This window comes from Cellulomonas sp. P1_G12_2 (assembly GCF_056405535.1).
In genome coordinates, this window is the sequence record NZ_JBFUBX010000001.1 from 458,914 (window position 1) to 471,259 (window position 12,346).

A 12,346-nucleotide genomic window follows, 5' to 3' on the forward strand; every position below is an offset into this window, starting at 1 on the left:
GCGCGAAAAGCCGTGAAAGCGGGGAGCGCGTCCCGACTCGGCGGACCGGAACCGCCGGCCCGGGTGGGATCCAGGCCGTCGCGACGTAGCCCGTAGCATCGGCAGGTGCCACCCAGATCGCCGCTGCCGGCACGCCACGGCCTCAGCGCCGCCTGGCTGCGGACGCCTGATCGCGACCGCTCCCGCGCGGACGAGTGGCCCACCATGGGCGCCTGGCTCCGGGACCGGCTGCCCGAGCACGTCGACGTGTCGCAGATGCTCGACGGGCAGCGCTTCGTCGACGAGGCCGGCCGGCCGGTGCGCGCGGACGACCCCTACGCGCCGCACCAGTTCGTGTGGTTCCACCGCGACCTGCGCGACGAGCCCGAGGTGTCCGCGCCGATCCACATGGTCCACCGCGACGAGCGCCTGGTGGTCGTCGACAAGCCCGCGTTCCTGTCCTCGATCCCGCGGGGCCGCCACGTGCGCCAGAGCGTGGTCGTCCGCCTGCGCGACGAGCTCGGGCTGCCGGACCTGTCTCCGTTGCACCGCCTGGACCGTGTGACGTCCGGCCTGCTCATGCTGGCCACGGAACCGCGGTGGCGCGGGCCGTATCAGACCCTGTTCGAGCACCGTGCCGTGGACAAGACGTACTGGGCGCTGGCGCCGCTGCGCGAGGACCTGGTCCTCCCCGTCGTCGTCCGCAACCACCTGCACAAGGAGCGGGGCGCCTGGCAGGCGGAGGTGGTGCCCGGTGCCCCGGTGAACGCGGAGACGCTCGTCGAGCTCGAGTCGGAGGTGGACGGCCGCGGGGTCTACCGGCTGACGCCGCGGACGGGCCGCACCCACCAGCTCCGGGTGCACCTGCACGGTCTCGGCATCCCGATCGTCGACGACCCGCTGTACCCGGTGGTGCGCGAGGTCGACGTCGACGACTTCACCCGCCCGCTGCAGCTGCTCGCCGGGGAGCTCGCGTTCACCGACCCGGTCGACGGCACCCCGCGACGGTTCCGGAGCGTCCGGCGGCTCCCGCTGACCGCGGAGGGCTGACGTACCCTCGTCCTCGTGGCCACGTTCTCCGCCGTCACCCGGCAGCACATCCTCCAGGCCATCGCCGAGTACGACTCGCGCGGCGGCGACGACTTCCTCGGCGTCTACGGCTTCGCCCCGGGCGGGTACCCGCTCGTGCACGAGGGCCGCAGCTACGACTCGACCGCGATCCTCGGGGTCGCGCACCGGTACGCGACGGGCCGGCTCGCGAGCGCCGACGAGGTCGGCACGGGCGGCTCGGCGGTCCTGCGCAAGCGCGGGTTCGAGGTGACCGAGCCGGCGACCGCGCGCCGTGCGCCCGTCGCCCCGGTACGGCGCGCGCCGGCCGTCCGACGCGCCCCCGCAGCACCCGAGCGCGTGGCGGCGATCTGCCCCACGTGCGCGATGGCCCTCCCCGCGACCGGCATCTGCGACGACTGCGGCTGACGGCTCGCCCGGCCTCGGGACGAGCCGCCAGCCTGTCCGTCACAGCAGCGAGCGGTACAGCTCCTCGATGTCCGCCACGGACGCCTCGCGCGGGTTGCCGCCGGCGCAGACGTCCTCGAACGCCGCCTTCGCCAGCGCGGCGACGTCGGTCTCGGTGGCGCCGACCTCGCGAAGGGCGGTCGGGTTCCCCAGCTGACGGGTGAGGGCGGCGACGGCGGCGACCGCGGCCGTGCGGGCGTCGTCGAGGGGCATCGTCTGGGCGTCGGCGACCCCGAACGCGGCGGCGATGTCGCGGTACTTCTCCCCGCTGGCCGACGCGTTGAACGCCATGACCGGCGCGAGCAGGATCCCGTTGGCCACGCCGTGCGGGGCCGAGTAGAACGCGCCGAGCGGGTGCGCCATGGCGTGCACCAGGCCGAGGCCGACGTTCGAGTAGCCCATGCCGGCCACGTACTGCCCGAGCGCCATCCGCTCGGCCGCGGCCTCGTCGCCGTCCGCGGCAGCCTGCAGGGACGTGGCGATGACCTGGATGGCCTTGAGGTGGAACAGGTCGGACAGCTCCCACGCGCCCTGCGTGATGTAGCCCTCGATCGCGTGCGTCAGGGCGTCGAGCCCCGTGGCGACCTTGAGGGAGCGCGGGGCGGTGGACATCATCTGCGGGTCGACGACGGCCAGCACGGGGATGTCGTGAGGGTCCACGCAGACGAACTTCCGCTGCCGCTCGACGTCGGTGAGGACGTAGTTGATCGTCGTCTCGGACGCGGTGCCGGCCGTCGTGGGGATCGCGACGATCGGGACGGAGGGGTGCGTGGTCGGGGCGACGCCCTCGAGCGAGCGGACGTCGGCGAACTCGGGGTTGGCGGAGATGATCCCGATCGCCTTGCACGTGTCCTGGGGTGAGCCGCCACCGATCGCGACGAGCACGTCCGCGCCCGCGGCGGCAAAGGCTGCCACGCCGGCCTGCACGTTCTCGATCGTGGGGTTCGCCTGGACGTCGCTGTAGACCTCGTACGGGAAGCCGGCGGTGTCGAGCAGTTCGGTGACGCGCGCGGTCACGCCCGTCTCGACGAGGACCGCGTCGGACACGACGAAAGCCTTGGTGAACCCGCGCCGGGTCAGCTCGTCGGGGACGACCTCGATCGAGCCGGGGCCGAAGTACGCCGTCTGGTTCCAGATCATGCGGTGCGACATCGTGCAGCCTCCTTCGTGGCGTCGTCGATGACGCCGTGAATCGATTCAGGACCCATCCAAGCGCGCACGCTCCGCCGTCGGGCAGGGCACAAGGTCCTGGTCTGCGTCAGCCGTGCAGGGTGCCGGCCCACTCCCGGGCGCGGGCGGTCTCGCCCTCGGTCAGCGGCCCGGTGGTGCCGGCGACGACGAAGTCGGTGCCCTGCCGAGCATCGATCCCGCGGCGCCGCAGGAGCTTCACGGCCGCCTTGCTGGCGGAGCCGGAGAACCGGCCCTGGACCCTGGTCGCGAACGTGACGACCGGCGTGCTCGACGCCTCCAGGGCTCCGATCCACTCGCGCAGGCCGGAGCTCACGGGCTGCGCGCCGCGGTCGACGGCCGACGCGCGCGACTTCTCGGTCGGTAGGCCGAGGTTGTGCGTCGGCGCGCCCGCCAGGACGAGATCGGCACCGTCGAGGTTCGGGGCGGCGGACGTGGCGTCGACCAGCCTCACCTCGGCGCCGTCCTCCTGCAGCCGGTCGGCGACCGCCTGGGCGATGGCGTGGGTGTTCCCGAACAGCGACTCGACGACGATCAGGACGCGCACGTCAGCCCACCTGCCACGCCGGGTTGCCGGCGGTGACGGCCTCGAGCGCGTGCCCGAGCACGACCACCGCCGAGACCAGCGTCGTCACGGCGAGCACGCCGACGACCGCGGCCCACCAGCGTGCCGCGGTGCCTCCGGCGGGCTGCGTCGGGCGCAACGGTCCCCAGACCGTGGCCAGCGTCGACGCGACCAGGAGGAACACCGACGTGGTCAGGGCGTCGGAGCCGTGGCCGTGCGCCTGCGCGGCCAGCACCTCGTCGGCGGAGCCCAGGGACTCGACGGCGGTCAGCAGCGTCTTGCCCGCCTCGCCTGCGAAACCGATGGCCGTCAGTGCCAGGACGCCGAGGACGACGACGGGCCAGCGCATCGCGTGCCGGGTGCGGGCAACCCCGACGTAGACGAGGGCGGTCAGCGCCGCCAGCACGGACAGCAGCAGAGCGACCAGGCCGAGGAGGGCATGAGCTGGCACGGGGGGCTCCCGACTCGATGAGACATGATGTCTCATGCAGAATAGACATCATGTCTCAGACGAGTCAACGGACCGGGAGCGCCGGATCCCGGGTGATCGACGCCGCGGTCGAGCTGATCCGGCAACGCGGGCTCACGGTCGGCCTCGACCACATCAGCCTCGAGGAGGCGATCACGGCGTCCGGCGTCTCGCGGGCCACCGCGTACCGGCACTGGCCGACGAAGGCCGACTTCCTCCAGCAGGTCCTCCTGCGCGTGGTGCGCAACGCGGAGCTGGAACCCGAGTCCGACGCGGACATCGCGGCGGTCCGCGACCTCGTCGTCGAGCACCGCGACGTGCTGGCCACGCCCGAGGGCAGGCGGACGCTCGTGGTCGAGAGCCTGCGGGTGGCCACCGAGAGCGACTTCGGCCGCATCGCCGGCTCGACCGCGTGGCGGGACCACCTGGCGCTGCGGGCCACCTGCTCGAGCCTGCCCCCCGGCGACCTGCGCGACGCCGTAGCCGCCGAGCTCGCCAGCTCCGAGCGGGCCTTCACCGACCGCCGCGCGCGTGTGTACGCGCGGCTCCCGGACGTGGTGGGCTACCGGCTCGTCCCGTGGCTCGACCCCGGCACCGGGTTCACGCTCATGGCCGAGGCGACGGGGGCGCTGATGAGCGGTCTCGTCGCCCGCGCCGCCATCGTCCCGCCACGACCACCGCGGCTCATGCGGGCGCTCGGGTCGACCACCGAGTCGCCGTGGACCACCGAGTCGTACGCGGTCGTCGCGACCGTGCTGTCCTACCTCGAGCCGGACCCCGACGTGGGGTGGGATGACGACCGGGTGGAGACCGCGATCGCGCGCTCGTTCGACCTCGAGGACGAGGCCCGGCGGCTCCGTGCGCACTGACCGGTGTGGCTACTGGTCCCAGACGACAGACGCGATCATCGCCTCGACGGTCTCGTAGTACTGCGCGGCCTCGGTCGGGTGGAGGTAGCCGAACGCGTAGGTGTAGCCGCCGTGATCGACCAGCCAGTCCGTGAGCCGAGGAACGGCGTCCGGGCCGAACGCGCGGTCCACGCGGACCGCCTCGCCGAACGGCGTGCTCACCAGCGCGGGGTTGAAGCTGGTCACGTCCTCGACGATGCCGATCTGGTCGGCGACCGCATCGCGTGGCCCGCCGACCGCCTCGGTGGAACCGAGGCACACCAAGAACGCGTGGTGCTCGGGGGCGAGCGTCACCGTGTACGACCCCGATCCGGGCACGTTGCGACTCTCCTCGGGCACCGGGGACGACAGCGAGAAGCCGGGGCAGTCCGCCGGGGTGACGTGCAGCGGGTGCGGCAGGGCCTGTGCTCCGTCGGCGGTCAGCGTCTCGGTCGTCCACAGGGCAGGGTTCGTACCCGGCTCGTCGCGAACCAGGAGTGCGGTCACCGTGGCACCGCTGGCCACGAGGAGAGTGCCGGCGACGATGGCGCCGATGGTCGTGCTGCGCATGGATCCCCCTCGAATCGGGGGAGAGCGTACGGGCGCGCGCGGGTGGTCACGGCCGGATCGAAGCCTTCTCACCCGTCCGGCCGACCTCCTGCCGCTCGCCGTCCGCCGCGCGTCGACGCGGAACCGTGCCTACGCTCGGACACTCAGCCGAGTTCGGGAGGACTACGCATGATCAAGCGAGTGGTGTTCGTCGCCGGCGTCTCCGCGGGGTACCTGCTCGGTACGCCGTCCGGGCGCCGCCAGCTGGAGAAGATGAAGGTCTGGGCGGGGGACGTCTGGCACGACCCGCGCGTGCAGGATTACGTGCAGGAGTACGAGGCGCAGGCGACCGCGTTCGCCAAGAAGCAGGGCGCCGCCGTGTGGGAGAAGGCGGTCGACACGGCCAAGAGCGCGGTCTCGTCGTCCACCACGAAGTACCCGACCGACGACTCGTCGCCGACCGTGGTCCAGCCGTTGATGGACGCGGACGACGCCAACCCCGGGCAGCGGTGAGCCCTACCCCGCTGCCGGCGGCTCCCGGTCAGGAGTCCGTCTGGGACTACCCGCGGCCGCCCCGGGCCGAGCCCACGTCCGAGCGGGTGGTCGTGACGCTGGACGGCGTCCCGGTCGCGACCACCACCGACGCGGTCCGCGTGCTCGAGACCAGCCACCCGCCGGTGTACTACCTGCCGTTCGACGCGTTCGAGCCGGGGGTGCTGGAGCCGGCGGTCGGCTCGTCGGTGTGCGAGTTCAAGGGTGTGGCGTCGTACGTGTCCCTGCGGGTCGGGGGGCGTCTGCTGTCGCGCGTCGGCTGGACCTACCCGGCGCCGCTGCCGGGGTACGAGTCGCTCGTCGACCGGGTGGCCCTGTACGCGACCGACCTGACCTGCACGGTGGACGGCGAGCTCGTCGAGCCGCAGGCCGGGGGCTTCTACGGCGGCTGGATCACCTCGCGCGTCGTCGGACCGTTCAAGGGGTCTCCGGGAAGTCGCGGCTGGTAGTCGTTGACATGTGACTAATTGGTCACCTATCGTCGTCGGCATGGACGAGGACCTGGTGTTCAAGGCACTTGCGGACGCCACCCGTCGCCACCTGCTCGACCAGCTCTACACGCGTGACGGCCGCACGCTGACGGAGCTGGAGCAGGACCTCGAGATGACCCGGTTCGGGGTCATGAAGCACCTCAAGGTGCTCGAGGAGGCGGGCCTCGTCGTCACGCGCCGATCGGGCCGGGAGAAGCTCCACTTCCTCAACGCCGTCCCGATCCAGCTGATCCACGAACGGTGGATCGACAAGTACGACGTGCTCGGTGCCGAGCGCCTGCACGCGCTGACCGACCTCAAATCAGCCCTGGAGACCACCATGTCCACCCAGACCGACACGGCCACCACGACCGTCCTCGTCAACCGCATCTGGATCAAGGCCGACGCCGCCACCGTGTGGAAGGCCATCACCTCGCCGGAGTGGAACGCCCGCTACGGCTACAAGAGCCCCTCGACGTTCGACCTCACGCCCGGCGGCGCGTTCACCACGCTCCCGTCGGCGGACATGGTCGCCTACGGCACCCCCGCCGACCAGCCGATCCTCGACGGCGAGGTGGTCGAGGTCGTGGAGAACTCCCGCCTGGTGCTCACCTGGCGCACCCTGTGGGACGACGAGGCCCGCGCGGAGGGGTTCACGCGGCTCACCTACGAGCTCGAGCCCCGCGGCGAGGGCGTCACGCAGCTGACCCTGGTCCACGACGTGACCGACGCCCCGCGCACCGCGGCACTCATCTCCGGCGACCTGCCGCAGTTCGGCGGCGGCTGGCCGCAGATCCTGTCGGACCTCAAGACGCTCCTGGAGACGGGCGCGTCGCTGGAGTCCTGAGGCTGTCGCACGGGCCGGTCGCCGCGGCGGCCGGCCCGTCGTCGCTCTCGATCTCGTGGGTTCGGCGCCGGTTCGTGGGTGCGCACTCGCGATCTCGTGCCGGACCCACGATCTCGCGGCCGGGTCAAGGGTGCGCGAGGGCCAGCAGGCGGAGGGCTTCCTCGGCGACCGACTCCGGCGGGCCGGCGACCGGAACGTCGACCCCGTCCTCGTCGGCGGCCAGCGGCTCGAGGGTCGCCAGCTGGCTGGCCAGGAGAGTGGCCGGCATGAAGTGGCCCGTCCGCTCCGTGAGTCGGCGGGCGAGCTCGTCGGGCGGGACCACCAGGTGCACGAACCGCACGCGGCCCTGGGCGGTGCGCAGGACGTCGCGGTAGGACCGGCGCAGCGATGAGCAGGTCACGACGGTCGGTCCGCCGGCGGCCGTCATCGCGTCCCGGATGGCGCGCAGCCACGGACCGCGGTCGTCGTCGGTGAGCGCCCGGCCAGCGCGCATGGCCTCCACGTTGGCCGGGGGATGCAGGTCGTCGCCCTCGATCAGCGGCCGGCCGAGGCGCTCGGCGAGCAGGAGCGCGGTGGTCGACTTGCCCGTACCGGACACGCCCATCACGACGAGGTGCTCGGGCTGGCTGCTCACGGGCGACAGCCTCGCACGCCCGCGCGGGCTCGAGTTCGTGACTTTCCGCCGAGCTCGGTAGCTGCAACTACCGAACTCGGCGGAAACTGCCGAGCTCGCGCAGGTGGGGAGCGCGTCTCCTCGGGCAACTAAACTCGCCCGATGCCCTCGCTCGTCGTCGACACGACACCCCTGCGTGTCAGTCCGGCGTTCCGGCGGCTGTGGTGGGGGCTGTCGATCTCCAACCTCGGGGCGCAGCTGACGGTGGTCGCGGTCGGGCTGCAGGTGTACGCGCTCACCCGGTCGACGGCGTCGGTCGGCATCCTCGGCCTCTGCGCGCTCGTGCCGCTGGTCTTCTTCGGGCTGTACGGCGGCGCGATCTCCGACCACTACGACCGCCGCAAGGTCGCTCTGATCGCGTCGTTCGTGGCGTGGGGCGTGACCATCGGGCTGGCCGTGCAGGCGTGGCTCGGCAACGAGCAGGTGTGGGTGCTCTTCGCGCTGGTCGCGGTGCAGTCGGGGGCGTTCGCGGTGAACCAGCCGGCGAGGTCGGCGATCATCCCGCGGCTCCTGGACCCGACGCTCCTGCCCGCGGCGAACGCCCTGCAGACGCTCGGGTTCAGCGTCGCGTTCACGGTCGGCCCTCTGCTGGGCGCGTTCCTCGTCGCCGCGTTCGACTACGGCGTCGCCTACACGCTCGATGCGCTCCTGTTCACGGCCGCGCTCCTCGCACTGTTCCGGCTGCCGGCGCAGCCCCCGGAGCACTCGGAGAACCGCCGGGAGCGCGCGGGGCTGGCCTCGGTGATCGACGGGTTCCGGTACCTGGGCACCCAGAAGAACGTGCGGATGACGTTCGCCGTGGACCTGGTCGCCATGATCACGTCGTCGCCGCGCGTGCTGTTCCCGGCGATCGGCCTGGTCTACCTGGGCGGCGGCGCGACGACCACCGGGGTCATGGCCGCGTCGGCGGCGGTCGGCGTCGGGCTGGCGGGGCTGTTCTCCGGCGGGCTGACCCGGATCCGCTGGCAGGGCCGGATCATCGCGGTGGCCATCACGGTCTGGGGGCTCGCGATCGCCGGGTTCGGGCTGGTCCTCGTCCTGGCGGGGCAGTCGCACCCGGACCAGGTGCTCTGGCTCGCGCTCGCGATCGCGGTGCTCATGCTCGTGGTCGCCGGGGCGGCCGACGCGATCAGCTCGGTGTTCCGGCAGACCATCCTGCAGACGGCGACACCCGACGACATGCGCGGCCGCCTGCAGGGCGTGTTCATCGTCGTCGTCGCGGGCGGACCCCGGCTGGGCGAGGCGCTGCTCGGCGGGGCGGCGTCGACGGTCGGCGAGGGGTGGGCCGCGGTGATCGGCGGCTGCCTGTGCGTGGTGCTCCTCTGGGTGCTCGTGCGGGCGCAGCGCTCGTTCTGGGACTACGACGCCCGCCACCCGGTGCCCTAGGGCGCGGCATGTTCCGGCCCGAGCCGGCGACCGCGCACGGCCGGGCGTGGTCGTCAGTCGGTGGCGCCCGTCGGGTCGAGGGACGTGACGTACCGGGTGGCCGTGTCGAGGGCCGTCGCGACAGCCTGGCCGGGTGTGTCGCCGACGACCTGCACGCGGACGACGAGGCCGTCGCGCGTCGCCCAGAGGTGCGCCGCGGAGTAGGGGTCGGCGGCGACACTGCCGTCGTCCTGGAACGACGCCTCGTCGCGCGAGAGCACCCACGCCGTCCACCCGGGCAGGTCCACCTCCTCCACGCCTGCCTCGGAGATGACGGTCCGCGGCATGTAGGTGCCGTCTGCGTTGTCCACCCGGGGCGTCTCCTTGTCGGCGGCCCAGCCGTCGAGGTCCGCGGCCTCCGTCGCGACGGCGGTCTGCGCCGTGTCCGCGTCGCGCATTTCGTAGACCTCGATCGCCCGGCTCGCGCCGCCGGCGAAGGGCAGCGCGACCGGGTCGCCCACGGCGAACGCGTGGCCCGCGAGGGACGCTGCCCGCAGGTCGCCGAGGGCCGGGTTGCCGCACTGGGGCAAGCCCGGGCTCGGCAGGGGGACCGCGGCCTCCTCGTCCTGCGTGGAAGCGAGCTCCGCGGCGAGCTGGTCGAGGTACTCCTGCGCCTCGGGAGAGCCCGGCTGGTACTCGTCGCAGCGCTGCACGGTCGCGGTGGGCAGGAGCGTCGCGGTGAGCGCGGCCGTCGCCTGCTCGAACGTCAGCGGTGCGCGCGTGGGGGTCGAGGAGGCCGACGGGGACGCCGCCGGGTCGGCGCCGTCCTCCGCGGAGCAGCCGGCGAGGACGACGATCGCGAGGGCGGCGGCGGCACCGCGGGCCGGACCGGCGAGGCGGAGCGGGAGCATCCGCCCATCCTCACCTACCCGCGGGGGCGCCCACGTCGTCATCTCGTCCGACCGGTGACGACGAGCGTGACGTCACCCGGTCGGCCGAGAGGGAGCCTGTCCGTGGAGGGACGCGAGCGCCGCGTGCAGGTTCGCCGTGACCGCCGTGCGGTGCGGCTCCACCCAGTCGCCCTCGAACTTCCGGGGCGTGATCTCGATCATCATGACCAGGCACAGGCGCATCCGGTACAGGTCGAGGCGCACGCGCGCCGACGGGCTCTCGACGTCCAGCGGACCGTAGCCGTCGAGCAGCGCGGGCGTCCCGGGCTCACGGCCCATGGGGTCGATGCCCACCAGGTCGGCCAGCGGGTCGCCCCAGAACGCGCGCTCCGGGTCGATCACCCCGACCACCGCGCCGGTGTCCGGGTCGACAAACACGTTCCCGGCCCAGAGGTCGGTGTGCACCAGCGACGGACGGACCACGTCGTCGAGCACGTGCCGGTGCTTCTCGAGGACCGCGCGGACCTCGCCGGCGGGCACCGCGACCGACCAGGTCTCGGCGTCGGCCAGGAGCTCGTCGACCATGCCCGTGAACGACTCGGACCAGGTGGCCTCCCGCCGCCCGCACGGGTAGCCGTACGCCGGCCCCTCGATCGCGTGCAGCGCCGCCAGGACCGCACCGGTCTCCCGCTCCGCGCGCGCGGTCCGGGGGTCCGACGACGCCGGTCCGAAGCCCGCGTCGACCCACGGCACCCCCGGCAGGTGGCTGACCACGAGCGCGTCGCTGGGCAGCAGCGTCCGGGAGAAGTCCGTGTGCAGCACCTGCGGCATGAGCAGGGCGGGCCGGTCGGCGGCGAGACCGTAGACCAGCGCCTCGGCGCGCAGCAGGTCGTGCTCGTAGGTCAGCAGCCCGTCCGTGCCGACCGGCGCGGTCTTCACGACGACGCGTGCGCCGCCGGCGAGGGTGACCCGGTACGTGGTCGCGAACTGTCCTCCGGTGAGGAGCTCGACGTCCGCGAGAGGTCCGAGCGGGGCGACGAGCGAGGTCAGAGCATCATTCACGCGTCGAGGGTACCGACCGAGCGCGCCGGCTCGACGGACTCGGCGACCTCGCACGCCGCCACGGCCGCACCGCCGGTCGACGAGGGCGACCCGGCCTCCACGGAGTCGTGCACGTGATCGCCGGCGTCGCCGCGCAGCGTCCGCAGCGCCGCGAGCGTGGCCACGACCGCGAGGCCTGCGGAGACGACGACCACCAGGAACCCGGCGTGCGACCCGGCGGCGTCGATCTGCGCGCCCGCCACCGACGACCCGACCGACACCCCGACGCCGAGCGACGTGCCCACCCACGTCAGCCCCTCGGTCAGCCGTTCGCGCGGGACCAGGTCCTGTACCAGCCCGTTGCCGTTGATCAGCGTGGGTGCGATGGCGAACCCGGCGACGAACATGACCGCGGCCAGAGCGACGAGCGACTGCACGAGGAAGAAGAAGCAGACGCCGACCGCCAGGGCGACCATGCCGGTGGCGAACCGCAGGTACAGGGGCCGCTTCCACACGCGGGTGCCGTAGAGCAGCCCGGAGATGAGCGACCCGAGCGCGAAGATCGCCAGGATGATCCCCGCGGACCCCTTGGAGCCGGACTCCTCCGCGAACGCCACGGTGGACACGTCGGTGGCGCCGAAGATCGAGCCCATCGCGACGAACACGATCGCCAGGACGACCATGCCCGGCTTGCGCAGCACGGAGCCCTTCGGCCGCGGGCTACCGACCGGGGCGGGCGGCGGCTCGGTGCTGTGCAGGGAGAGGAACCAGTAGCCGCCGACGAGCATGGCGACCAGCGGGACGACGAGTCCGGCCGCGGGGGCGACCCCCGTCGCGAGCACGGTGGCGAGCACCGGGCCCACGATGAACACGAGCTCGTCGAGCGCGGACTCCAGCGAGTACGCCGTGTGCATCCGGTGCGGGTCGGCCCCGAGCACGCGGGCCCAGCGCGCCCGGACCAGCGACCCGAACGACCCGATCCCCGCGCCGGTGACCACCGCGGCGGCGTACAGCCACGCCTCGTGGGCCTCCTGCGACGCGGCGACGACCACCCCGACGAGCCCCACGGCCGCGATCGCCACGGCGGGCCGCATGATCCGCGACTGCCCGTGCCGGTCCACGAGCCGCGCCAGCTGCGGCGAGCACAGCGCCTGCGCCACGACGTAGACCGCGGAGACGCGACCGGCCAGACCGTAGGAGCCGTACACCGTGGAGATCATGAGGACGATGCCGATGCCGACCATGGACATGGGCAGTCGGGCGAGCACACCGGCGCCGGAGAAGGCCAGAGCCCCCGGGCGCGTCAGCACGTCGCGGTAGGGCTGGAGCACCGCCTCAGTCTGTCACCAGGTCTAT

General features: G+C 73.1%; 15 protein-coding genes. 7 read left to right on the forward strand and 8 right to left on the reverse strand.

Annotated features, from left to right (window positions below):
* Window positions 1-105: 105 nt before the first annotated feature.
* Together AC1DXT_RS02290 and AC1DXT_RS02295 are read left to right on the forward strand one after the other, a co-directional pair.
* Window positions 106-1,029: a pseudouridine synthase gene (locus tag AC1DXT_RS02290; RefSeq protein WP_477059754.1), complete on the forward strand. Its 924-nt coding sequence runs from the start codon at window positions 106-108 to the stop codon at window positions 1,027-1,029.
* 15 nt (window positions 1,030-1,044) lie between these two features.
* Window positions 1,045-1,455 (forward strand): ScoMcrA-related endonuclease, encoded by a 411-nt coding sequence (locus AC1DXT_RS02295; protein ID WP_477059755.1) that lies wholly within the window; start codon window positions 1,045-1,047, stop codon window positions 1,453-1,455.
* 39 nt (window positions 1,456-1,494) lie between these two features.
* Here the strand turns inward: AC1DXT_RS02295 and fucO are convergent, their stop codons facing one another.
* The 3 genes from fucO to AC1DXT_RS02310 form a co-directional block, all read right to left on the reverse strand.
* Window positions 1,495-2,646, reverse strand: a complete 1,152-nt coding sequence (gene fucO / locus AC1DXT_RS02300; protein ID WP_477059756.1) for a lactaldehyde reductase — start codon at window positions 2,644-2,646, stop codon at window positions 1,495-1,497.
* 106 nt (window positions 2,647-2,752) lie between these two features.
* On the reverse strand, window positions 2,753-3,229 hold the full coding sequence (locus tag AC1DXT_RS02305) for a flavodoxin family protein (protein ID WP_477059757.1): 477 nt from the start codon (window positions 3,227-3,229) through the stop codon (window positions 2,753-2,755).
* A gap of 1 nt (window position 3,230) precedes the next feature.
* Entirely contained in the window at window positions 3,231-3,698 is a 468-nt protein-coding gene (locus AC1DXT_RS02310) for a hypothetical protein (RefSeq protein WP_477059758.1), read from the reverse strand.
* Window positions 3,699-3,748: 50 nt separating this feature from the next.
* Between AC1DXT_RS02310 and AC1DXT_RS02315 the strand changes: the two genes are divergently transcribed.
* The gene (locus AC1DXT_RS02315) at window positions 3,749-4,585 is read left to right on the forward strand and encodes a TetR/AcrR family transcriptional regulator (RefSeq protein WP_477059759.1); all 837 of its coding nucleotides are present in this window, start codon (window positions 3,749-3,751) and stop codon (window positions 4,583-4,585) included.
* A 9-nt stretch (window positions 4,586-4,594) separates the two neighbouring features.
* Here AC1DXT_RS02315 and AC1DXT_RS02320 read toward each other — a convergent pair whose 3' ends face one another.
* Entirely contained in the window at window positions 4,595-5,173 is a 579-nt protein-coding gene (locus AC1DXT_RS02320; protein ID WP_477059760.1) for a hypothetical protein, read from the reverse strand.
* A gap of 168 nt (window positions 5,174-5,341) precedes the next feature.
* Here AC1DXT_RS02320 and AC1DXT_RS02325 point away from each other — a divergent pair, with 168 nt between their 5' ends.
* Genes AC1DXT_RS02325 through AC1DXT_RS02335 form a run of 3 tightly spaced genes read left to right on the forward strand, consistent with a single transcriptional unit; the run spans window position 5,342 to window position 7,021 of the window.
* Window positions 5,342-5,665, forward strand: a complete 324-nt coding sequence (locus AC1DXT_RS02325; protein WP_477059761.1) for a YtxH domain-containing protein — start codon at window positions 5,342-5,344, stop codon at window positions 5,663-5,665.
* Window positions 5,662-6,153, forward strand: a complete 492-nt coding sequence (locus tag AC1DXT_RS02330; RefSeq protein WP_477059762.1) for a DUF427 domain-containing protein — start codon at window positions 5,662-5,664, stop codon at window positions 6,151-6,153. The genes AC1DXT_RS02325 and AC1DXT_RS02330 overlap by 4 nt, the downstream gene beginning before the upstream one ends.
* 40 nt (window positions 6,154-6,193) lie before the next feature.
* Window positions 6,194-7,021, forward strand: coding sequence for an ArsR/SmtB family transcription factor (locus AC1DXT_RS02335; RefSeq protein ID WP_477059763.1), 828 nt, complete (start codon window positions 6,194-6,196; stop codon window positions 7,019-7,021).
* A 124-nt stretch (window positions 7,022-7,145) separates the two neighbouring features.
* On the opposite strand, the gene AC1DXT_RS02340 is transcribed toward AC1DXT_RS02335, so the two are convergent.
* Window positions 7,146-7,625 (reverse strand): gluconokinase, encoded by a 480-nt coding sequence (locus tag AC1DXT_RS02340; RefSeq protein ID WP_477060799.1) that lies wholly within the window; start codon window positions 7,623-7,625, stop codon window positions 7,146-7,148.
* A gap of 171 nt (window positions 7,626-7,796) precedes the next feature.
* Between AC1DXT_RS02340 and AC1DXT_RS02345 the strand changes: the two genes are divergently transcribed.
* The gene (locus AC1DXT_RS02345; RefSeq protein WP_477059764.1) at window positions 7,797-9,080 is read left to right on the forward strand and encodes an MFS transporter; all 1,284 of its coding nucleotides are present in this window, start codon (window positions 7,797-7,799) and stop codon (window positions 9,078-9,080) included.
* Window positions 9,081-9,133: 53 nt separating this feature from the next.
* On the opposite strand, the gene AC1DXT_RS02350 is transcribed toward AC1DXT_RS02345, so the two are convergent.
* The 3 genes from AC1DXT_RS02350 to AC1DXT_RS02360 all read right to left on the reverse strand — a co-directional run bounded on the left by AC1DXT_RS02350 (window position 9,134) and on the right by AC1DXT_RS02360 (window position 12,321).
* Window positions 9,134-9,970, reverse strand: coding sequence for a hypothetical protein (locus AC1DXT_RS02350; protein WP_477059765.1), 837 nt, complete (start codon window positions 9,968-9,970; stop codon window positions 9,134-9,136).
* Between the two features lie 72 nt (window positions 9,971-10,042).
* On the reverse strand, window positions 10,043-11,011 hold the full coding sequence (locus AC1DXT_RS02355) for a phosphotransferase family protein (protein ID WP_477059766.1): 969 nt from the start codon (window positions 11,009-11,011) through the stop codon (window positions 10,043-10,045).
* Window positions 11,008-12,321: an MFS transporter gene (locus AC1DXT_RS02360; protein WP_477059767.1), complete on the reverse strand. Its 1,314-nt coding sequence runs from the start codon at window positions 12,319-12,321 to the stop codon at window positions 11,008-11,010. Before AC1DXT_RS02360 ends, AC1DXT_RS02355 begins: the two co-directional genes overlap by 4 nt.
* Window positions 12,322-12,346 lie beyond the last annotated feature (25 nt).